General features: G+C 69.2%; 18 protein-coding genes and 1 tRNA gene. 10 read left to right on the top strand and 9 right to left on the bottom strand.

The genetic code is table 11. The features are described 5' to 3' along the window. The first annotated feature begins 81 nt into the window (after window positions 1–81). The 4 genes from ABZ532_RS24625 (at window position 82) to ABZ532_RS24610 (ending at window position 5,664) form a co-directional block, all read left to right on the top strand. Complete coding sequence (locus ABZ532_RS24625) at window positions 82–1,071, top strand: helix-turn-helix domain-containing protein (RefSeq protein ID WP_361287659.1); 990 nt, start codon at window positions 82–84, stop codon at window positions 1,069–1,071. An 810-nt stretch (window positions 1,072–1,881) separates the two neighbouring features. Continuing rightward, window positions 1,882–2,670, top strand: a complete 789-nt coding sequence (locus ABZ532_RS24620) for an IPT/TIG domain-containing protein (RefSeq protein WP_361287656.1) — start codon at window positions 1,882–1,884, stop codon at window positions 2,668–2,670. Window positions 2,671–2,828: 158 nt separating this feature from the next. Beyond that, window positions 2,829–3,827, top strand: coding sequence for an IPT/TIG domain-containing protein (locus ABZ532_RS24615; protein WP_361287653.1), 999 nt, complete (start codon window positions 2,829–2,831; stop codon window positions 3,825–3,827). A gap of 373 nt (window positions 3,828–4,200) precedes the next feature. After that, window positions 4,201–5,664: an Ig-like domain repeat protein gene (locus tag ABZ532_RS24610; RefSeq protein ID WP_361287650.1), complete on the top strand. Its 1,464-nt coding sequence runs from the start codon at window positions 4,201–4,203 to the stop codon at window positions 5,662–5,664. 574 nt (window positions 5,665–6,238) lie between these two features. Here ABZ532_RS24610 and ABZ532_RS24605 read toward each other — a convergent pair. After that, window positions 6,239–6,868, bottom strand: a complete 630-nt coding sequence (locus ABZ532_RS24605) for a TetR/AcrR family transcriptional regulator (protein WP_361287647.1) — start codon at window positions 6,866–6,868, stop codon at window positions 6,239–6,241. A gap of 85 nt (window positions 6,869–6,953) precedes the next feature. On the opposite strand from ABZ532_RS24605, the gene ABZ532_RS24600 reads away from it, so the two are divergent. Then, window positions 6,954–7,475 carry a hypothetical protein gene (locus tag ABZ532_RS24600; RefSeq protein WP_361287644.1) on the top strand — a complete coding sequence of 174 codons (522 nt, stop codon included), beginning with the start codon at window positions 6,954–6,956 and terminating at the stop codon, window positions 7,473–7,475. Between the two features lie 417 nt (window positions 7,476–7,892). Here the strand turns inward: ABZ532_RS24600 and ABZ532_RS24595 are convergent, their stop codons facing one another. The 3 genes from ABZ532_RS24595 to ABZ532_RS24585 all read right to left on the bottom strand — a co-directional run bounded on the left by ABZ532_RS24595 (window position 7,893) and on the right by ABZ532_RS24585 (window position 10,707). Then, on the bottom strand, window positions 7,893–8,441 hold the full coding sequence (locus tag ABZ532_RS24595; RefSeq protein ID WP_361287772.1) for a TerB family tellurite resistance protein: 549 nt from the start codon (window positions 8,439–8,441) through the stop codon (window positions 7,893–7,895). 867 nt (window positions 8,442–9,308) lie between these two features. Then, the gene (locus ABZ532_RS24590) at window positions 9,309–10,103 is read right to left on the bottom strand and encodes a maleylpyruvate isomerase family mycothiol-dependent enzyme (protein ID WP_361287641.1); all 795 of its coding nucleotides are present in this window, start codon (window positions 10,101–10,103) and stop codon (window positions 9,309–9,311) included. 529 nt (window positions 10,104–10,632) lie between these two features. Next, window positions 10,633–10,707: transfer RNA gene (locus ABZ532_RS24585), tRNA-Val, on the bottom strand. A gap of 190 nt (window positions 10,708–10,897) precedes the next feature. Between ABZ532_RS24585 and ABZ532_RS24580 the strand changes: the two genes are divergently transcribed. The 4 genes from ABZ532_RS24580 to ABZ532_RS24565 all read left to right on the top strand — a co-directional run bounded on the left by ABZ532_RS24580 (window position 10,898) and on the right by ABZ532_RS24565 (window position 14,026). Further along, window positions 10,898–11,674 (top strand): DUF4097 family beta strand repeat-containing protein, encoded by a 777-nt coding sequence (locus tag ABZ532_RS24580; protein ID WP_361287638.1) that lies wholly within the window; start codon window positions 10,898–10,900, stop codon window positions 11,672–11,674. Between the two features lie 71 nt (window positions 11,675–11,745). After that, entirely contained in the window at window positions 11,746–13,125 is a 1,380-nt protein-coding gene (locus tag ABZ532_RS24575; RefSeq protein ID WP_361287635.1) for a hypothetical protein, read from the top strand. Window positions 13,126–13,224: 99 nt separating this feature from the next. Further along, window positions 13,225–13,794, top strand: coding sequence for a DUF4383 domain-containing protein (locus tag ABZ532_RS24570; RefSeq protein WP_361287632.1), 570 nt, complete (start codon window positions 13,225–13,227; stop codon window positions 13,792–13,794). A gap of 10 nt (window positions 13,795–13,804) precedes the next feature. Next, entirely contained in the window at window positions 13,805–14,026 is a 222-nt protein-coding gene (locus ABZ532_RS24565) for a zinc ribbon domain-containing protein (RefSeq protein ID WP_361287629.1), read from the top strand. Window positions 14,027–14,074: 48 nt separating this feature from the next. Here ABZ532_RS24565 and ABZ532_RS24560 read toward each other — a convergent pair whose 3' ends face one another. From ABZ532_RS24560 to ABZ532_RS24550, 3 genes are all read right to left on the bottom strand, one after another. Continuing rightward, window positions 14,075–14,959 (bottom strand): HAD family hydrolase, encoded by an 885-nt coding sequence (locus ABZ532_RS24560; RefSeq protein ID WP_361287626.1) that lies wholly within the window; start codon window positions 14,957–14,959, stop codon window positions 14,075–14,077. Further along, complete coding sequence (locus ABZ532_RS24555) at window positions 14,956–17,409, bottom strand: phosphoribosyltransferase (protein ID WP_361287623.1); 2,454 nt, start codon at window positions 17,407–17,409, stop codon at window positions 14,956–14,958. The genes ABZ532_RS24560 and ABZ532_RS24555 overlap by 4 nt, the downstream gene beginning before the upstream one ends. Window positions 17,410–17,494: 85 nt before the next feature. Further along, the gene (locus ABZ532_RS24550) at window positions 17,495–18,658 is read right to left on the bottom strand and encodes an HpcH/HpaI aldolase/citrate lyase family protein (protein ID WP_361287620.1); all 1,164 of its coding nucleotides are present in this window, start codon (window positions 18,656–18,658) and stop codon (window positions 17,495–17,497) included. A gap of 263 nt (window positions 18,659–18,921) precedes the next feature. Here ABZ532_RS24550 and ABZ532_RS24545 point away from each other — a divergent pair, with 263 nt between their 5' ends. After that, complete coding sequence (locus tag ABZ532_RS24545) at window positions 18,922–19,812, top strand: TerD family protein (protein WP_361287617.1); 891 nt, start codon at window positions 18,922–18,924, stop codon at window positions 19,810–19,812. A 106-nt stretch (window positions 19,813–19,918) separates the two neighbouring features. Here the strand turns inward: ABZ532_RS24545 and ABZ532_RS24540 are convergent, their stop codons facing one another. Together ABZ532_RS24540 and ABZ532_RS24535 are read right to left on the bottom strand one after the other, a co-directional pair. Further along, entirely contained in the window at window positions 19,919–20,659 is a 741-nt protein-coding gene (locus tag ABZ532_RS24540; protein ID WP_361287614.1) for a Tellurium resistance, read from the bottom strand. A 179-nt stretch (window positions 20,660–20,838) separates the two neighbouring features. Then, window positions 20,839–21,960 (bottom strand): DUF475 domain-containing protein, encoded by a 1,122-nt coding sequence (locus ABZ532_RS24535; protein WP_361287611.1) that lies wholly within the window; start codon window positions 21,958–21,960, stop codon window positions 20,839–20,841. Between the last annotated feature and the right edge of the window lie 7 nt (window positions 21,961–21,967).

The following is a 21,967-nucleotide window of genomic DNA, read 5'->3' as shown; positions in this document are numbered from 1 at the left end:
ACCACGCTCGCAGCGTGCGGCGACCGGGAACAGTGACACCGGTGACGACAACCACCAAATTCCTGCCATACGCTGCGAGGCATGAGTGCTGGTTCTGTCGCCGTGGTCGTGACCGAGGAGATCGGGGTCCCCTCATGGGACCTGTACGAGTTGAGCATCCCCTGCACCGTCTTCGGGAAGCCGCAGCCCGACCTGGCCGACCCCTGGTACGACCTGCGGCTGTGCAGTACGCAGGAGCCCCTTCAGGACGGTCCCGCGAACGGAACCGGACTGTCACTGCGGACCCGCTACGGACTCGACGACCTTGTCAGCGCCGACACGGTCATCGTGCCCTCGGTACCCGACCCCTGCGTCGACGAGGGCAGACCGCTGCCCCAAGAGCTGATCACGGCCCTGCGCCACGCCTACGACGCAGGCGCCCGCATGGTCTCCCTGTGCACCGGCGCCTTCGCACTCGCCGAGGCGGGGCTGCTCGACGGCCGCCGAGCCACCGCCCACTGGATGCACACCACTCAACTGGCCGCGCGCTACCCGAAGGTACAAGTCGACGACTCGGTGCTGTACGTGGACGACGGCGATGTGCTCACCAGCGCCGGCCTGACCGCCGGACTCGACCTCTGCCTCCATCTGGTACGCCGCGACCTGGGCCCGCATGTCGCCAACCAACTGGCCCGCCGCATGGTGGTGCCCGCTCACCGGCCCGGCGGCCAGGCGCAGTTCATCGACCTGCCCGTACCCGCCACCGACGACAGGGGCCTGGCCCCCGTACTGGATTGGGCCCTGGCGCACCTCGACCAACCACTGACGGTCGAGGGCCTGGCACAGCGGGCCGCGGTGAGCCCGCGCACTCTCTACCGGCGACTCCAAGCAGCCACCGGAGCGACTCCGCTGCAATGGCTCCTCAGCCAGCGTCTGCGACGGGCCCAGAGCCTACTGGAATCGACAGACCTGCCGATCGCCAGGATCGGGGAACTGAGCGGCCTCGGCACAGCGAACAACCTCCGCCACCACTTCCTCAAACAGATCGGGGTGTCGCCGAGCGACTACCGACGGGCCTTCCCTCGGACGTAGCAGGCCACGACACCCGGGATGCGGGCCTCCCAGGACCACGCAAGAGCCAGTCGCCTCTGATGCCGAGTGACTCGAGTAGCGCCCCGGCCCGACCGTACATCGTTCGCGGTCCACGACGAGTGGGCTGATTTCGAGTTCATAAACACCGGCAAAAACGGCGCGCCCCGGGGCATGAATTCGCAGAACCCGCTGCGGACGCCTGCGACGACAGAACCCGAAGCCCGAACGATGCGCACCTCAGGGGCTCACCGTAGATCAGGGCAGTCGGAGAGGAAAAGTCTGGCGATTCACGCCCACTGGAGAGCGAGTAAACGCAGGAGAAGAACAGCGGCGCACCCCCGCGCTCAAATAGATGCATTCGAAGTTAGCATTACAATCACATAAGTCTCTGATGCTCCGAATACGCTCTGTTGGTGACGGAATTCATCGGGTTGAATCAGATTCAGGCGGGACGGACCGCCTAGATCAATCGATCGTCTGGATCTCCGATCCGTCAGGATCAATCGATCCGTCGGCAACTCGCTCCGGGTGGCCGGTCCCTACACGAGGAACAGCAGACCATCCCGGCGAGACGCGGACCGTTCCCCCGTTCGAGGCCTGCCTCACGGCTTCGTGACACCCCACTCGCCCACCACAACCGACCCCGCTGCGCACGCTCGAAGCGCTGTGTCAGCCCATCGGTTCCACCCCCTCGGCTTCGCATCCCGCCGCTAATGCCCGGGACGTGCCGTGAAGCCGCTGACTCGTACCACACACGGTCAGCCGCACGCCTCCTACCACGGGAGCACCACGAGCTAAAGGAGACCCGCCATGGCAACTCTCACCTCGCTGACACCCACCCAGAGCCACAACGGCATCACTCTCACCCTCACCGGCACGGGCCTGTCGGGTACGACCAAGGTGAACTTCGGCACGAAGAAGATCAACCCCGCCACGGTCGGCGCCACCACTGTCACCGTCGTCATCCCGGTGCTGTGCCCCGGTCAGGTCAACGTCAGTGTCAGCGCGGGGACTTCGACCAGCAACTCGCTGTCGTTCTTCTATATCGATCCCCCGGCACCCACCGGCCTCAGCGCCAGCAACGGTCCGGCGACCGCCACTTCCCTGAGTGTCTACGGCAGCGGTCTGCTGACCGCGACCGGGGTGACGTTCGGTGCCGTTGGCGCCGGCACCGCGCTGACGGTGCTGTCGGACAGCGAGCTGACCGTCACCTGCCCCGCGCACGGCGCCTTCGGCGGTGCAAGCTTCGACACGGTCGACTGCACCGTCACCACCGCCGGAGGCACCAGCATCTCTCTCGGCGCCCCGACCCAGTACACCTACTACGACGCCCCGACCGTCACCAGCCTGGCTCCCACCTCAGGTCCGGTCGGTTCGGACACCACTGTCACCGGAACGAACCTGGTGGATGTCAGCACCGTGACCTTCACCCCAACGGGCGGCGGTGCCGCGGTCGAGGCCGACTTCTCGACCTTCTCCCCCACCACGCTGGTCGCCACCGTCCCCCCGGGCCTCGCCACGGGCACGTACGACGTCCGGGCCACCACCCCGGGCGGCCAGACCGCGATCGTCGCCGGTGACGTGTTCACCGTCATCTGACCTCCCTGCCCCGCCGGCTCAGCGCCAACGGGTCGTCAGTACCTCCCCGGCCGGTCGGGCACAAGCTGACGACCGCCGAGTGTGAACCCGCTGCGCCCTGGCCGACGCACGTCAGCCGGGGCGCAGCACCCTGAGCAGCGCAGGAAGGAACAGGTCTCATGGCTCCGGTAGTGAGCAGTCTCAATCCCAACACGGGACCGACCGCGGGAGGGACCGCGGTGACGATCAACGGCAGCGGCTTCACCGGGGTCACCGCCGTGAGGTTCGGAACCGTCCCGGCCGCTTTCACGGTGATCAGCACCAGCCAGATCACCGCCACCTCACCGGCGGGCTCCGGGACGGTCAACGTCACCGTCGTGGCGACTTCGGGCACGAGCAACGGCGTCGCCTACACCTACGTCGCAACCCCGGTGCTCAGCTCCCTGGCACCCGGCCGCGGCCCGACCTCGGGGGGAAACACGGTCATCCTCACCGGCAGCGGCCTGTCAGGGGCCACCGCAGTGAAGTTCGACGCGAGTCCGGCGGCCATCATCGGCAACACCTCCACCCAGGTCACCGTCACCGCGCCGGCGGGGCCGGCGGCCCCCGCCGATGTCACAGTCACCACGCCGGGCGGTGTCAGCAATCCATTGCCCTACTTCTACATCCCGGCGCCGGCCATCAGCGAGGTAGGCCCGGACAAGGGCCCGCTCGCCGGCGGAAACTCCGTCACCATCACCGGCAGCAACCTGACTCTCACCAGCATCGTCCGCTTCGGAGCCAGTACGGCCACCAGCGTCAGCATCGGCTCCGACAGCCAGGTCACCGCACTGGCCCCCAGCGGATCGGGCACCGTGGCGGTCACCATCACCACCCCGGGCGGCACCAGCACAAACGGGCTGGGAAACGCCTACTACACCTATCTCGCGAACCCGTCCCTCAGCAGCCTCACCCCCTCATCGGGCCCCACTCTCGGCGGAACCATCGTCACCATCACCGGCAGCAACCTGGCCTACGCCGACGAAGTGCGCTTCGCGGGCGTTCCGGTGCCCTTCGCCACGGTGTCCAACACCCAGGTCGTCGCCATCGCCCCCGCAGGGACTGCGGGAGCGGCGACGGTTGTCGTGCGCACCCCGGCAGGCACCAGCCCAGGCCTCCCGTACCAGTACGTCACTTGAACCAGTACTCACCGAACCACGGCACCGCCCTGGCACGCACGAGCCCGGTGGCGGCCGTCGCCGATGGACACCCCAGCAGCCACAAGCCAAGTTGCTCCGCCGCGGTGACGGCCATTCAGGTTGTAGTCGGATACACGCGAGTCTTGCCTATTTTATGACGGTATGCAGTAAGTGTGGCTCGTCGTGGGCCGGCCGCGGACCTGTGCCGCGGCCGGTTCCGTCCCTCCCGCACGCCTGATGCGACGTCTGCCCGCGGGATGCTGTGTAGAGAGGTGGACCGGGCATGATTCCTGGGGTTCGGACGGATCGTCACCGGCGCCCGCTAACCGGCGGGCGGGCAGCAGCCCGCACCGCACCGGGCCCTGTGGGCCGCATGGCGGCCGCCCTGGTCGCCTTGGTCCTGGCCGTCCTCTCCACGGTCCTGCACCCCCAGGTCCGGGCGACGGCCGCCGAGCCCGTCCCTCCCGGGACCTACGCCTACGTCACCAACCAAGTCGACAACACAGTGTCCGTGATCGACGTCGCCAGTCCGGCCTCTCCCGTTGCCGGCAGCCCCGTGCCGGTCGGCTCCGGACCGGTCAGAGTGGCACTCGCCCCCGACGGCGCCAAGGCCTACGTCACCAACCAGAACGGCAACACGGTGTCCGTGATCGATACTGCGACCAACACGGTCACCTCCACCATCCAGGTCGGGGCGCTCCCCGTCGGTGTCGCCGTCTCACCCGACGGCACCAAGGCCTACGTCACCAACGCGGTCGACGGCTCCGTCTCGGTGATCAGCACAGCGACCGACGAGGTCACCACCACCATCCCGGTCGGCGCCGCACCGCTCGCGGTCGTGGTCTCCCCGGACGACACGAGGGCTTACGTCGTCAATTCGAGCAGCGACAACGTGTCCGTGATCAACACCGCGACAAGCCAGGTCACCACCACCATCCCGGTCGGCGCGGCGCCGTTCGGGGCAGGGATCACTCCCGACGGCACGAGGCTCTACGTCACCAACTCGATCGGCGGTTCGGTGTCGGTCATCGACATCGGGACCAACCTGGTCACCGCCACCATTCCGGTCGGCACCGGACCGCTCGATGTCGCGATCACCCCTGACGGTACGAAGGCCTACGTCACCAACGGCAACGACAACACGGTGTCGGTCATCAGCACAGCCACCGACCAGGTCACCACCACCATCCCGGTCGGCACCGGACCGCTCGGGGCCGCGATCACCCCTGACGGCACGAAGGCCTACGTCACCAACGGCAACGACAACACGGTGTCGGTCATCGACACAGCCACCGACCAGGTCACCACCACCATCCCGGTCGGCACCGAACCGCTGGACGCCGCCTTCGGCACCGTGCGCGGCGCGGCCATCCCGACCACGACCACGATCGCCTCGAATCCCCTTCCATCCACGTGCCGTCAACAAGTGACCCTCACCGCGACCGTGTCCGGCGCAGGCGGCGATACCCCAGCCGACGGGGCGGTCACCTTCTTCGACGGCACCACCGCCCTGGGCACCGTCCCCCTCGGTGATGGCAGGGCCGTCCTCGTCATCCCCGCCCTGCCCCTTGGGGAGCACTCCCTCACCGCCCGCTACAACGGCGGCGCGACATACGCCGAATCCACATCCCCCGTCCTCGTCCACATCGTCGTGCCGAACGACTGGACAGGCCATTGCGAGGACCGTCCTGCCCCGCCGGACCGCCCGGACTACGGGGGCAACCCGTACAAGCCGGGCCGTCCTGACTACTCGGACCACCCGCACCGTCCTTACCACTCGTACCACCCGAGCCGTCCTGACCACGGCCATGGGGCGGGACACCGCCCGACAGACTGATGCCCACAGCACTGAACGCGCGGCGACCACCGGCCGACGGAGCCGGTGGGAGAAGCAGCCCCGGACCGACCGCCTCCTCGGCCTGCCCGGCCCCGTTCGAACGGTGCTGACCGGGTCCAGCGGACCTGCCCACACACGACGAAAGGGCCTCTGCACGTGTTTCCACTGGTCAGAAGCTTTGAGGGGCAGACGAGTCGGGCTGTACGCCGGCTGTCACCCGCAGACCTCGTGGTCGCCGGGGAAAAGGCAACCCATCTATTGATTCCCAATCATGTTTGTCAAGCGGTCTGGTGACGTGGTGTGAGTCGGTCAAGCCGGTGCGTGATCGCTTGACAAACATGATTGGGAATCAATGCTCCGATCTTCTGCCGGACCGTCCAGAGGCAACGGACCAAGAAGGGGGCGCCCTGAGGGAAGCTGTCCGACTCCGCGTCCAAGACCATGATCGACACCAGCCGGGGGAAGGCGCCGGGACCGCCCGGTGTCGGCAGCATCCAGACGTCCTCGACCTCGAAGTCGGGGGTGAGCTCGTGGATCCGCCAGGGACGCTACGTGTGCGCGGTGTTGGGCAGTTTCATTCGTGAACCTCCGGGACTGGTGGCAGGTTGAGCACGCCTCGGACTGCTCTTTCGGCGAGTTCGACGTCGTAGGGGGCGTGGCCGGCGAGCGAGATCCCGACCGCTTCGACGATGCCGAGATAGGCCGATGCCGTCTCGGCGGGCGGCGGCCCTGGCGGGATGGCCCCGCTGCTGCGCCCGGCGGCGATCAGCCCGGCGCAGTCGGCTTCGAGCCGGTCGACGATGTCCGTGATCGCCTGGCCGACGGGATGGTCCTGGCCCGCGAACTCGACTCTCAAAGTCATCATGATGTTGGCAACGTCGCGGCGGCAGTAGACGGCGTGGCCCCGCGCGAGCGCCAACAGCGCCTCGACAGGGTCGGATTCAGCAGCGACAGGACGGCCCACCTCGGTCTCCCAGGTCTCCTCGACCCACTTCACCACCGCGAGCGCCAGTTCCTCTTTGTTGGCGAACAGGTGATACAGGGCGCCGCGCGTATAGCCCGCCTCGCCGGCCACGCGGTCCAGGATCAGATTGGCGTACCCGTACGTGGACAGCCCGCGCGCCGCGGCCTCCAGCAGAGCGGCCCTGGTCTGGGCCCGCCGGTCTGCCTGCGTCCGGCGAAGCCCCTCCGGCTTACCGGTCATCACCATCCCACCCTCTTACATACGTACATGCATGTAGGTTAACATCGTTGTGCCACTGAGCAGTCAAACCGCAAGGGGAGGCCGTATGAACGTCGAACCAGGGCGTGACTTGAGCGTGGGCATGGCTTCCTTCCCCGCCGTCCGCCAACAGCAGCCGGTCCCGGAGCGGATCCGCACCCTCAGCACCATGACCGATTCCGACTACGTCGATCTCTTCACCATGAGCGGCGGGCAAACGAACAGCTCACCGGACCAGTGGGCGAGAGTCCTGTTCGAGGATGTGGCGGGCCGTGCGGGGCAGTTCATCTGGCGCGCACTGCTCGGCCTGCGGCTGACAGCGTCACCTGACCGGGTGGCCGGATGGCGGATCGCCGGCCGCGGCGACGACTGGATCAGGCTCGAAGCCTGTTCCTGGCACCTGACCGGGCACCTCGTCGTCCAGGCCGATGACGAACGGGTCTCGCTCGCCACGTTCATCCGCTACGACCGCCCGGTGGCCTCGCGCATCTGGCCACCGCTGGCCAGGTGGCACCGCAAGCTCGCCCCCGATCTACTGCGCGACGCACACCGGCGCATCAGCCCCCGTTCCACCCGGACGGACGAATAGTTACCTGCCTCTCATAGCTCAGCTGACAACAGAGCCGGCTGGGAGGTGCTCTCAATCGGCCGTCGCATCCGCCCCATTCCTGAGAATGCCGTACGGTTTTGAAGCGTCGGCACCTGCTTTGTAAGCCTGGCATCGGCCGCGCAGCGGCCTTGGCTGGCCAACGGACGGATTACGGACTGCGGCTTACCGAGCTCGCTGACACCGCCGCACGCCGCCGTTGACCGTGGCTGACTGCTCGATCTGGCACGCGGACCGTCGACACCTGCCTTGTAAGTTCGCCCGGACGCCCTATGCCGCTGGCGCTCCCCTGGCAGCCCGTCTGCAAGGAACCGCACAAGGCTCCTCTGATCGCGGGCGTTGATGTCAGCTGTAGATGTCACTCCGCCGGACCGACGCGACACGCGTCGGGGCCGTTTGTCAGATACCGAAATCCTGCGGGGGCAGGCCGAGCACCGAGCACGCCTCGCGCAGGACCTGCTCCTCGGCCGGTGCGACGAAACCGTCCGCACCGGCAACGACGAACCCGGTCTGCACGACCGCCCTGGCCTCCGTCGGCTTCTTCGCCGCCTTGGCGATCTCCTGCATGGCCTCAGCCTTGCCCTGCTGGAAGTTGAACGCCAGCTGGTCGACATGCTTGTTGAACCGCTGCCGCAACTGGTCGGACGGGAAGTTCTGCAGAACCTCGTTGTTCAGGATGAGCGATTCCACATGCTGCCGCTCCGCCGGGTCGACCTGCCCGTCGGCAGCCGCGACCAGAGCACACATCGCCATGCTGGCGTCTCGGTAGGCGCCGCTCTTCAGCTCCGCCTTGAGGGACGTGAGCTGGGACTTGAGCGTGTTCACCAGCTGAGCCCGCGATCCGCCGGTGGACCCCGCACCCGGTCGCCCGTGTCCGCCGGCGCCCCGCGTCCCCTGCGGCTGCTGCAGACTCTTGGCCTGGTCCTTGATCCGATCCCACATCGCCACGCGTGCCACCTCGGCTTCTGCCTGTGTCATTCCGGTCGTCCGCGCGCATTCACGCGTCCTCCCCCCAACGCCTCCCGGCAACCCGAAGTTCCTCAGCCGGTCGATCGACGCCCAGTGCGCCAACTGCAGCCGTCAGGCGTGGGGGACCAGTCCCGTTGATGTGAAACGTTCATGTCAATGCCAGCCTTGATCGGCTGGAGGCCCTTCTCCGGTGGGCGTGGACGGTTTCGAACCGCCGACACCTGCTTTGCAGGTTCGACCGGTTGGCCCGGGCGCCTGCGGTGCCGTCACAGCCCTGCGGCACAGCGACCGCACGGCCATGCGCTGGTGCGCCTACGTTGCCGCTGCGTCCGCCACTGCAACCCACGAGCAAAGGCACTCCGTGTGCCGGCCCCTGTCAGTGGACATCCGCTGATGAGGCTCTTCGAATTTCCCCACCCGTCGCTCCGGTGCTGGCCGGCCTGCTCCCTTCGATTCTCCACGCTGGAACAGGCGGTGGGTACACCGATGGCGTGAACGGAGTTCGCCGCTGGGCAGGTTGGGGAGGAGAGCAGCCATGTACGGCCTACCTGACAAATAGCCATCTGGCGGGTTCGTGGGACCAGGAGCGCGGCCAGGGGTCGGCCTCGACGCAGAACCGCCGGCATGCTGGATACGGAGAGCGAGCCGGTCGGCGGTTGCCCGGCTGCCGATGTACTCGTCTCTGATCGTGCGGAGATCGTGAGTTCGAGCTCTGACCAGGTAGACGGTCGGCTCGGCGACGCCCCGAGGCCGCCTCGCGGGTTTGACCGGGTGCCGCGACTGACGAACCTGGCGAGGAGTTGTGCCCTACCGGCTCGGGGCGCGGCCAACCGCCCCCGCTACGTCCTACTCCTCCGGCTCCCAGGCGCGGAGCAGGTCGAGAAGCCCTGCGTCTCCGTCAACGTGCAAGGAGCCGGCCGGGATACGGTCGTACAAATAGAGGATCAACTCACTGGCCGTGCCATGGATGGAGACGCCGGCTGCGTCCGAGTCCTCGCTGGTCGCAGCAGTGGCGGTGATGCGGGTGGAGCGTGCGCCGTCGCCGTCGACCGTGAGGCGCCAGGAGCGGCCCTCGGCGGTGCGGAAGTCGAAGGCCGTGGGCTTGTGCGGCCAGGCGCTGGGCGACGCGACGCAGGTGAACAGGAACTCCTCGACACCGTCGAGGGCGACCGCGGCCGGCAGCGGCTGGGGGGCGCCCGTGGCGAGCTGGGCGTCGTAGGTGTGCACCGCGCTCTCCTGGACCCGGTGCCGGGCGACTCCGCCAGAGGTCCGCGGCGTCTGCAAGTCACTCCACCACGCCCAGCAGCGGGCGTCCGGGCCCGCCTCCCGCAGGGTGCTCAGCAGAAGCTGCGTCGACGCGGCCAGCCAGGCCAGCAAAGCCTCACGCTCCCGCGGCACTTCCAGAGCGGCGCGCGCAGCGGCGGCCTCGGCAGGGGGAGCGTCGGCAGGGCCCGCTCCGACGATGGCGGCCCAGAAACGGTCTCCCCCACCCAGGTGCTTCACCAGATCGAAAAGCGTCCACTCGGGGCAGGTCGGCACCTGTGCGTCGAGACTGGGCGCGGCGCCGACCGCAGCGCGGAAGGCGGTCGACCGTTCATCGATCAGTCGCAGCAGGTCAGGGAACTCGAGGTTCTTTTCCACGCCGGATGTCTATCACCGTGCTCCGATGATCGGACAGCGATTTTCACAGTCGCCGCCGGTTGGCCATTGCGGACGTCGTCCTCGCCTCCGGGTGGAGCGGGACCGCCCTCACCGCGGGCGACGTGCCGCCGGACCCTACGGGGACGGTCTACTCCGGCCTGCGATGCACGCGCAGGCGCGACAGTGCGCAGCCGCGCATGTTGCACGCGTGGCCAGCAGTCGACCGACAAAGACCAACTTGCGCTTCGCCCCGGCGCCGCGGCCGCGAGGCAAGCACCGCCTGATGACGTTCGTGCCACAACGGGCCAACCTCGGCAACGAGTTCAGCAATCACCGCGGGCGTCAGCCCCGTGATCTGCCGACACCGGATGATCCCTGCACGTGCCCGGTTCCCCACCACACAGGCCATGATCAACGATCAAGGGTCCGACGCGCCAACGCCAACCATGCACGAACTTGTCAGGGAACGAGCAAGGCCCAGGCTTCCGGTTCTATTACCCGTGACCTGGACCTTCGTCGTCTTCACGACTGGTGGGCGCGGACGGTTTCGAACCGCCGACATCTGCTTTGTAAGAGCAGCGCTCTACCCCTGAGCTACGCACCCGGAACGAGGCAACAGCGTACATGGCACATGGGTGGGTGCCGCAAACCAGATCGGCTCCCCCGGCGGGGAGAGGTGGCGAGAGAAGCGGGGGGTAACCCCACCACGCAGCCGGTGGGCCGCCGGATCGTGCGGTGCGAGGGGGCCTCCTACCGTGGGGCATCGCAGTTCGGAGCTCTGGGGGACGAAAACCATGGACACACGCCGCACCGGCACCCGCACCCGTACCCGCGCAGCCCTTGGCGTCGTCGGCGCCGTGGTCGTCGCGTTCGCTGTCACCGGGTGTGCCGATGCCGAGGACGGGGTGGTGGAACGGAAGACGTTCGCGTTCGGTGGGAAGGAGCTGGTCATCGAGGCCAGGGGCTCCTCGGTGGAGCTGGTGCCTGCGGATGTGGCGGACGTGGAGGTCGAGCGGCGGGTCGACGGGTGGGTGTTCGTCGGGAACGGGCCGGAACCTGTGTGGGAGATGCGGGACGGGACGCTGACGCTCGACGTGAAGTGCGAGGGCCTGGCGGCCGACTGCGATGCCCGGCATTCGGTGAAGGTGCCGCGCGGGGTCGCCGTGACCGTGCAGGGGGACAACGGGAGTGTGAGCGCGAGCGGGTTCGAGACGGCGCTGGCGCTGCGGGCGGACAACGGGGAGGTGACCGTGCGGGACTCCGGTGGGCCGCTGGAGCTGACCAGCGACAACGGGGAGATCACCGGGGAGCGGATCACGTCCTGGACGGTGTCGGCCCGGTCGGACAACGGCTCCGTGAGCCTCGCCTTCGCCGAGGATCCGAGCCTCGTGGACGGTGAGAGCGACAACGGCGAGATCACCATCGAGGTGCCGGGGGCGCAGGCGTATCGCGTGACGGCCTCGGCGGACAACGGGGACACCTCGGTCGACGTGCGGCAGGACGGCCGGAGTACGCATGTCATCAACGCGAAGAGCGACAACGGCGAGATATCCGTACGAACTGCGAACTGACGGGCTCGTGTGTTCGTCCATACCTGGTGGGAGAATGAACCGGTAGGGCGGACACGGCACGGGAGAGGGATGTGAGGGCGACACACACACGGGCGTACGCCGGAGCGAAGGCCCATGCGAGTGTCGCGCGCGATGTGCTCGCGCTGGTGCTGTGGCCTGTGCCGTTGCTGGTCGTGGCTGCCGCGGCGCTGCCCGCGTCGCTCTCCGGGGGCGGTACCCGGCGCTGGTTCGGCGGGCGGGCGGAGAGTCAGCGGGCGGAGGCGCAGGCGGCGAAGGACGACGCGGCCGCCGCGTTCTACGAGCTGGACACGGCCCAGCGGGATCTGCGGATCTCCATCGAGACGATCACGGCTGTGGACAGCTCGCCCGGTGCACGCCGGGTCGGAGAGGAGTTCGCCGCGCTGGGCCGTCGGATCGACGAGGTCAGCCATGGGTACATCACGGCGGTCGACGCGCACGATCTGGACCGGGACGACCTCGATGCCTCCGTCGCGGCCCGCGCCCGTGGTGAGCTGACCAGGGCCAAGGACGAGCTGGTACGGGTCAAGGTCGAGCTCGACCGGTTCGCGCAGGGGCTCGGGCCGCTGCTCGACACGGCGGAGACCCAGCTGGCCAGGCTCGCGCCCGCGGTGGAGCGGGCCCGGCAGGCGCTGCTGGGGGCGAGCAACGCACTCGACGCGGTGCGCGGATCCGGGCTGCGTGCCGACGATCTCGCGGCGCGGCTGGCCTCTCTGGCGCCCGAGCTGACGAAGCTGAACGAGGGGGCGGGGCGGCACGGGGTGACGGAGACGTTGCAGCGGGCGGACCGGGTCGTACGGGACGCGGAGGCGGTACGGGGTGAGGCGGAGCGGCTGCCCGAGCGGGCCGCCGAGATCGACAAGCGCCTGGTGTCGCTGCGGACCAGGGCTCAGGCGCTGACCACCCGTGCGAGCGGTGTCGAGCCCGTGCTCAGTGAGCTGCGCCGCCGTTACAGCGCTGCCTGCTGGCAGGACCTCCAGCCCGTGCCCGCCCAGGCCGTCGAGCATGTGAGGATGGCCGAGGAGAAGCTCACGGAGGCCGCCAAGGCGCGCACCGAGCAGCGCTGGCCGGATGCGACGGCTCTTCTGGGGACCGTCCGGGCCCTCCTGAACAGCACCGACGAGGCCGTTTCGGCGGCGGGTGACCGTCTGCGGCGGCTGGACGCGGTCGCGAAGGACCCGAAGCAGGAGATCGAGCGCACCCGGTTCGCGATCCGCGACGCCCAGCGGCTCGCGATGCAGGGGCGCTCCACGCCCGACCCGCGGCACGCCAGGCCGCTGGACGAGTCCGTGGCCCGGCTTGACCGTGCCGTCGCCGGTCTTGAGGGGCGTCACCCCGACTACTGGCACTTCCTGACCGAGACGGAAGCGGTGCGGGGGGCCGTGACCCATGTGGTCGAACAGATCCGCGAGGAGCGCGGCGGCGGGGCGTGACGGTCCCTGCCCCGTGCCGGGCTGATTTGTCGGGGCCTGAATGCGGGCGGATGCTGTAGGGAGCATGGAGGAACGTACGTACGGCCGAAGGGGGCCGATATGGCATCCACTCACGTGCAAGGGACCTCGCAGCACAAGGGCGGCATCCGCGTCGTGCTGGACGAGCATCTGCCCGCCGACCACCGCCTGAGCAAGGTCTACCGGGTAGGCGCCGGTGTCATGGGGCTGGTCCTCGTGGCTTTCGGGATCCTGGGCCTGACCCACAACATCGGCTTCTTCGACATCGGCGACTCGACCGTCGCGGGACTCAACACCAACGGCGCACTGAGCGTGCTGTCCATCCTGGTCGGACTGCTGCTCTTCGCCGGCATGATCGTCGGGGGGAACTTCGCCTCCACGCTGAACATGGTGCTCGGCATCCTCTTCATCCTGAACGGCTTCATCGGCCTGGGAATGCTGGACACCGAGGTCAACTTCCTGAACTTCAAGATCCAGAACGTGATCTTCAGCTTCATCGTCGGGATCATGCTGATGTGGTTCGGGATGTACGGCAGGGTCGGCAGCGCCCTCCCGCACGACAACCCGTACTGGAAGGCCCGCCATCCCGATGAGGCGGCGGCAGAGGAGCGGCTGCGCCGGGAGCGGCAGGGCCAGGGAACCGGCCGCTAGTCTGTGGGGCATGCCCCGTTACGAGTACCGCTGCCGCACCTGCGAAGACACCTTCGAGCTGAGCAGGCCCATGGCCGAGTCCGGCGACCCGGCCGCCTGCCCGGCCGGGCACGGCGACACCGTCAAACTGCTCTCCGCCGTCGCCGTGGGCGGCACGAGCGCGTCCGCCTCCGCCCCCGCGGGAGGCGGGGGCGGAGGCGGCGGCTGCTGCGGCGGGGGCTGCTGCGGCTGACGCGCGGGCCCGCCAGGTCCGTATGGAGCGCCAGGGCGGTACGGAGGCCTACAGCGCCACGGGCGTCTGTGCCGTGCCGGGTGCCGTGCCCGGCGCCGGTACGGTGGCGCGCTCCGGCGACGGCGACGGCTCCGCCGCCCGTGCGGTCAGAAGGCGCAGGATCTGCTCGCCCGCCAGGACCCCGGATTCCGGGACCACGGTGACATGCGGTGCCGTCCAGCCCGTGTCGGCGAGCTCGCCGTGGGACGGGCGGAAGGCGTGGTCCGCGGCCATCAGCAGGTCGGCGTCGAGCAGCGAGTCACCCGCGGCCAGCACCGCCTCCGCGCCCGTGCGTCGCGCGAGCTCGCGGACCGCCGCGCTCTTGGTGAGCGGCCTCGGCACCGCGTAGATCTTGCGGCCCTGGAGCGAGACCGTCCAGCCCCTCGGCTCCGCCCAGGCGGCCAGTTCCTCGATCCACCCCTCCGGGAGCAGCGCACGGTCGACCACGAGGTACGCGAAGAGCTTCTCGGCGACCCGTTCCTTGAGCAGCCACGCGGGACCGGCCGTGGCCCGCAGATGGGCACGGACCTCGTCCAGGGAGGCGCACTCGCCCGCGAGCCGGCTCGTGACGGTGCGCTGCCAGTCGGGGTCGGAGACCCCGTCGACGAGCAGATGCCCGCCGTTGGCGCAGATCGCGTACTTCGGCGCGGGTCCCGGGAGGCGGATGCGCCCGTACTGCTCGCGGGTCCGGGTGGTGGTCGGGACGAACACCGAGGTGCGGGCGAGTTCGGTGAGCAGGCCCACGGCGGTCTCGGTGAGATACGACAGGGGCTTGTGCTTGTGCGTCTCGACGCACAGCAGACGGGGTGCTTCCGGGTCCGGCATGGTGAGCTGGAGCGCAGCCGCGGAATAGATCAGCGTGCGGTCGAGATCGCTGGCGACGAGGTGCTTCACGGAGCGGCCACCGCCTTGCCGTCGGTGCCGGTCGCCCCGCGGGTGAACCGGGGGTGTATCAGCCCCACACAGGTGTACGGCAGGTCGTCCGCCTCCTCGACGGGTACCCCGCGATGCTCGGCCAGCAGGCGTACGTGGTCGAGGTCCGCGCCCGCTCCCCGCTTGGCGAGGATCTTCCAGGGCACCCGGCGCAGCAGCACCCGCGTGGTCTCGCCGACTCCCGGCTTCACCAGGTTGACGTCGTGGATGCCGTACTCCTCACTGATGCGCTCCACGGCCGCCCAGCCCGCCCAGGTGGGTGACCGGTCGGCCGCGAGCAGCTCCTTCACCTCGGCGTCCACGGCGTCGGCGACCTCGTCGAAGCGGTCCGAGACGGTGTCCAGGAAGTGGCCCGAGACATCGGCTCCGGCCAGCTCGCGATAGAACTTCGCGCCGTGGAAGTCGTCCGGGCCGACCAGGTCGGCGCGCAGGACCGTACGGGAGACCAGTCCGGACACCGTGGAGTTGAGGCAGGCGGAGGGGATGAGGAAGTCCTCGCGGGTGCCGTAGGTGCGGACGCAGCCGCCGGGGTCGGCGAGCACGGCGATGTCCGGGTCGAAGCCGTCGAACTCGCTGATCGCGGCGGCCAGCTCGCGGGTGATGGCGCCCTTGCCGGTCCAGCCGTCGACGAACACGACATCGGCCGGGTCGTGATGGGTGGCGAGCCAGCGCAGCGCGTTGGCGTCGATACCGCGGCCCCGCACGATCGAGACGGCGTAGTGCGGCAGGTCCAGGCCGTGCCGGCCCAGCGCCCAGCGGCGCATCAGTACCCCTATGGGGGTCCCCGCGCGGGCCAGCGAGACGAGTACCGGACGCGGTGATCTCTCCGCGAGCACGGTCTCGGTGACCGTGCCGACGGCGCGGGCGATCCGGGCTGCCGAGGTGTCCAGCGCGGCGCGGAAGAGCTGCTGGTATTCGGGGCTCGGCTGGTACTCGACCGGCAGCGACTCGGCGTAGTGGGCGCCGCCGCTCTGTATCGCCTCCTCGCGCTCCTCGGTGGGGGCCTCGAGATCGACGTCCGAGAGGTCCTGGAGCAGCCAGCCGACCTCTTCAGGGGCGTAGGAGGAGAAGGCGGGGCCGCGCAGGGGCTCGGGGAGCATGGGTTCCTTTCCGGGAATTCCAGCGGCGGGAACGTAACTGGGGACGACGGCGAGCACGACCTGCGGTATGTGTGCCGAGAGCTGTGCCAGCAGGCCGTCGGGGGCGTGCAGCCCGGGAGTGTCTGCGGCCGAGTCGACGACGGCCACGACCGCGTCGAAGGCGCCACCGGCCACGTTGTACGCGTACCGCTCACCGGGGCCGTCGGCCGGGTCGTCGTGGGCGGGGAAGGCCAGCTTGCTGCGTATCGCGTAGCCGGGGTCGTCCAGGGCGAGCACCGGGGAGCGGGTCGTGGTCGAGTACCGCACCTCGCAGCCGCCGCGCTCCTCCAGGGCCTGGGCCAGCCGCAGGGGCGCGTACATCAGCTCCTCGAAGCCGAGGACCAGCACCCGGCGCCCCGCGGCCGCCGGGCCGAGCGCGTCGGCGACACGGGCCGCCATGGCGGGCAGGGCGGCCTCCAGCGTGGCGCGCTGTGCCTGGGTGAAGCCGTGCCGGCCGCCGTCGGGCACCGCCGCCGGCCAACCGAGGTCCACCCGTGTGCAGCTCCGGCCCGTGGCCACCGGCTCACAGGCCAAGGATTCCTGCTCGTACTCGGCGACCAGCGCCTGTCCCCGCTCCAGCACGTCGTCCGGCATCCGTGCCGTGCCGGTGGCCATGGCCACCACATCGATCCGGGCGCCTATTCGCTCCCCGAAGTCCGCCAGACGCTGGGTGTCGGCCGCCGAGCGCATATCGACCAGGGCGACGACCACGTACCGCGTGCGCGGGTGGCGCTCGTGCAGGTCGCTGATGGTGTTGAGCACCGTGTTACCGGTGGAGAACTCGTCGTCGACGAGGACGAGCGGGCCCGCGCCCGCGAGCAGCCGGGGGTCCTCCGGGAGCAGCAGATGGGAGGTGGCGTGGGAGTGGGACTCCTCGAATCCTCCCGCCCGTGCGACACCGGCGACAGGGCGGCGGGTGGAGTGCAGGTAGGGCGCGAGGGCCAGTCCGTCGGCGACCGCGTGGCCGAGGCCGGTCGCGGTCTCCGCGTACCCGAGCACCAGGGACCGCGCGGCCTCCTCGTCGCCCAGCAGCGCGCGCACCCGCGCGCCGAGCGCGAACGCGTGCCCGTACACGGTCGCCGGGCTCTGCGGCACATGCTTGCCGAGGACCTGCGAGACCAGCAGATGCGCCCGCTTGGGGTTGCGCCGCAGGGCCATGCCCAGCATGTCCTTGAGCCCGTCGTCACCGACGAGCTCGACTCCCAGCCGCTGGGCGACCCAGCTACCCGACCACACCACTGCCGTACCGCTCTCCTCTGTCGTCTCTGCCATCTCTATCGTCTCTGACGTCTTCTCCATCATCGGCCAGCGTCACCGGCGCCGGTCGGCGGCAGCCCAGTGGCAGCCGTAGCCGGCATCAGCCGGCCAGTCCGGCGGTGAGCAGCTCGACGAAACCGACGTCCTCCCGGGCGACGCCGAACGCCTCCGCGCGCTGGAGCGTGCGCTCGGCCCAGGCCCGGTGCGGCTTCACCTCGTTCATCTTGTTCGTGTAAGCGGAACGCAGCACTCCGCCACCTCCCCGCTCCGGGCGGAGAATGTCCTGGGCGTCGCTGAACTCCTCATGGCTGACGACCGACAGCGCATGGACGGGAAGCACATGGGAGGGATGGATGCAGGTCTTGCCGAGCAGTCCGTTGGCGCGGTCCAGCTCGATCTCCCGGAGCAGTCCGTCGAGGTCGTGCTCGATCAGGGTGGTACGGAGCTCCTCGGCCCGCACCTCCAGGAAGGGACTGCGGCGCAGCTGGGGCTTGAACATGCGCTCCTGGCGGGGGAAGTACTCCCACACCGGCCCGGTGATGGTGTAGCCGGTGCCGTCTGAGCGGCCCAGCACATTGACCACGTCCGCGATGACATGCGCGACGATCTTGACGTCGTAGGCGGTCATGTCGGGTGAGCGGCGCAGTCCGTACGCGGAGCAGAAGTCGGTGACGCCGAGGCGCAGCGCCAGGACCCGGTCCCGGTACTTGTCGACGGTGCGGGCTATTCCTGCCAGAGTCTCCGCCCTGCTCTCCAGGTGCAGCAGCTCGGGTGATTCCAGCACCGGCATCGCGTAGAGCCGCCGGCCGGTCACGGACTCGGCGCCGCTGAGCGCGTCCAGGAAGGCTCCGCCGCGCTCCTCGGTGAATTTCGGCAGGACGAATCCGGACAGCAGCCCGGCCGAGGCGCCGAGGCGCCCGACGAGGTCGGGGATCTGGCCGGGCTCACGGACCCGGATGAACAGCAGCGGCACGTCGGCGCCCCGGGCCGCGAGGTCCGCGAACTGGCGGACGAGGTTCTCCTCGGCGTCCGGCACATCGGCGTCGTCGATGGAGTCCTCCAGGCAGAGCACCATGGACACGACACCGCGCGCACTCTGCTTGAGGATGTCGTCCGCGAGCCGGGGCCTGGTCGCGGGACTGTACAGCGTGGCCCCGAGCGCGGCCGAGAGCAGCCGCGCGGGAGCCTCGGCCCCGAACTCCGACGGCTCTTTGTGGAACAGTTCCTTCCGCGCAGTAGCCGGGATGTGCCCGAAATGACGCATATGTATCCCCCCGTACTGCCGTTGCGGCCCCATCAGGTGATCGGCCGGTAATAGTACGTAGGTGCAAGTGTCATGAGTTACCCGCGCGCATGAAAACAAGGTAACCAGGAAGTTCGTCCGGCTGCGCAGTGTGTCCGGCTGCGCGGGTCGTCCGGCGCGCTCCCTGTCCGTCCCCGACTCAGACTGCCCGCGTATCAGGCTGCCCATGCCCGGCGCGGCCCCGGCGTTGTCCGCGCGGGGGGCGGGAAGGCAGGATTACGGTCATGACGCACGCGATGATGAAGGGCTCCAACGTACCGCTCGGAGCGACGGCGGTACGGGCCGTACTGCGCTGGTCCCCCGGCCCCGGGGTGCCCGATGTGGACGCATCGGCCCTGCTGCTCGGCACCGACGGCCGTGTGCGCTCCGACGAGGACTTCGTCTTCTACAACCAGCCTCGGCACCCGTCCGGGCTGGTGCGGCTGATGCCGAAGAAGCGGGCGGCGGACGGGATGACCGACACCGTCCAGGCGGATGTCGGCTCGCTCGACCCGTCGGTGGACCAGGTGGTGCTGGCCGCCTCGTCGGACGGCGGCAGCTTCGCCGGAGTCCACGACCTGCGGGTCGCGCTCTACGACGCGGGGCAGGCCGAGGCAGAGGCCGAGCCGCTGGCGGTGTTCGACGTGCGGGCGGAGACCGGCGAGGAGACCGCGATCATCTGCGGCGAGCTCTACCGGCGCGGGGACGGCTGGAAATTCCGTGCGGTCGGGCAGGGGTATCCCACCGGGCTGATCGGTCTGGCGACGGCCTTCGGTATCTCGGTGGACGACACGGCCGGGCCGGAGCCGGCGGCGCCCCAGGCGGAGCAGCCGTCGGTGCCGTCCCAGCAGAGCGCCGGCGACCAGGACGCGACGCGTGCGATGCCGACCCCGCCGATGCCCGCATCGGCTCCCACCGCCCCCGCGTACGGCTATCCGCAGCAGCCGCAGTCCGGGCCGGCCTACGGCTACCCCCAGCCGGTCCCGCCCGCGACGGGGCCCGCGTACGGCTACCCGCAGCCGCCCCAGCCGTCGGCGCAGCCCGCGTACGGCTATCCCCAGCCGGCCGCAGCGGCTGCGCCCGCGCCCGACCCGAACTTCCGGCTGCCTCCGATGGGACCGCAGTTCATCCGGTAGGTGTGCAGGTCTCGGCGCACCGCGAGGGATCTCGGCGCACCGCGGTGGATCCCGGTGCGCCACGGTGCGTCCCGGAGTCCCGGGGGGCTCCAGGGCCTCAGACCTCTCAGGTCTTGGTCTTGTAGCCCCGTCCCCACTGGAGGCCCCAGCCGTACAGCCGGTCCAGCTCGGCCTGGAAGCCGTAGACGAACTTCACCTCGCGGCGCACGATGAGCTCGCCCTTCACGTTCTCCAGCGAGAACACCGCGCAGGAGCGTGCCTGCGGGGCGCGCTCCTCGAGCTCGATCTCTACCCGGGGCCCGTTGCCCGGGTACAGCGTCACCTTCGCGTGCGTACGGTCGAAGGCCGGGGTCTGGTCGTAGATGTAGACGAAGAACAGCAGGCGCTTGATCTGGTCGCGGTGGTCGAGGTTGACGAAGAGCGTCTCACCGGATGGCGCCCCGAACCGGTCGTCGCCGCTGAGCCTGACATACGGGGCTTCGTTCAGGCTGCCGAAGAAGCCGCCGAGCGGCTGCACCACGCCCTTGCTGCCGTCCATGAGCTCGTAGAGACAGCCGAGGTCCAGGTCCACATTGACCACACCCTGGGTGTGCGCCTGGACCACCTCGGGCTTGAAGAGCTTGAACGGGTGGCGCAGCAGTCGTCCGCTCTGCCGGGAGCGGCCCTCGATGTCGGAGGTGCGCATCCGCCAGGACAGGTTCACCCGGAGGTTCCCGGTGATGGCGCCCTGCTTGCTGAGTGAGACCTGCGGATGCCGCCTGGTCAGCTGGATGGAGTTGGTCGCAGCGCTCCCGGAGTCGAACTGCGCCGCCGCACCGCCCCGCCACCATCCGTCCAAGAGACCCATGCCCCACCCCTGACTGCCGGCCGTCTGACTGTCATCGCATGCCACGCGGGGCGGCCCGGAGGCCGTGTCGCCTCCTGGCCGCCCCGCTGAGAGCGTTCCTCAATCCCCGGGCCGCCACACTTCCGCGCGGGCCCGGGCACGTAGAGCCTGTCCAAGGGCCCCGTCCGGGCGGACGGGGGCTACTGGGCCGGCTCCTTCTCCTTCGTCCCCTCGGCTTCCAGCGCCCTGTTGCGCATCACGGAGGAGAGGAAGGAGGCGGCGATCAGCACCACACCGATGAGGCCGGTGATGATCTCGCTGATCTGGTGCTCGATGGTGATGAGCAGGATGACGGCAAGTGCGCCGATGGCGTAGTGCGCGCCGTGCTCCAGGTAGACGTAGTCGTCCAGGGTTCCCTGGCGGACCAGGTAGACCGTGAGGGACCGGACGTACATGGCGCCGATACCGAGGCCCAGGGCCATCCAGAAGATGTGGTTGGTGATGGCGAAGGCACCGATGACGCCGTCGAACGAGAACGACGCGTCGAGCACCTCCAGGTAGAGGAACAGGAAGAAGGCGGCCTTGCCCGCCAGGCCGACGGCGGAGACCTGCTTGCCCTCGGCCCTGGCCTTCTCCTCCTCCTCCTGCTCGCGCTCCTCCTCTTCCTCGAGCTTGTCCTCGAAGTAGCCGGAGAGCCCGCCGACGATCAGATACGTGATCAGACCGGCGACACCGGCGAGCAGCACGGTGGCGGACTTGTCCGCGTGGCCCGTGCTGGTGTGGGCGTGGGTCGCGAAGGTCATCGCGGTGATCAGCAGGGCGATCAGGGCGATGCAGACCGACAGCATGTCGACCTTGCCGAGCTTGGCCAGCGGGCGCTCGAGCCAGGCGAGCCACTTGATCTCCCGCTCCTCGAAGATGAAGTCAAGGAAGATCATCAGCAGGAACATGCCACCGAAGGCGGCGATCGCCGGGTGGGCGTCGGTGACCAGCGCCTCATACTGCTCGGGCTGCTCCAGGGCGAGGTTGACGGCCTCGATGGGGCCGACCTTGGCACTGATGGCGACGATGGCGACAGGGAAGACCAGCCGCATACCGAAGACCGCGATGAGAATGCCGACGGTGAGGAAGATCTTCTGCCAGAAGGCATTCATCTTCTTCAGGATTCCGGCGTTGACCACCGCGTTGTCGAAGGACAGCGAAATCTCGAGGACCGAGAGGATCAGAACGATCCCGAACGCCTCCCACCCCCACTGCCAGGCGGCGAATGCGAGGCCGAGCGCCGTGATGGCGAACGACCAGCCGAAAGTTCTCAGGACCACTGCTATC

Source organism: Streptomyces sp. NPDC019396, assembly GCF_040632375.1.
Taxonomy (GTDB): Bacteria; Actinomycetota; Actinomycetes; order Streptomycetales; family Streptomycetaceae; genus Streptomyces.
The sequence above is the reverse complement of the archived record's forward strand: the minus strand, read 5'-3'. Positions and strand labels throughout refer to the sequence as shown.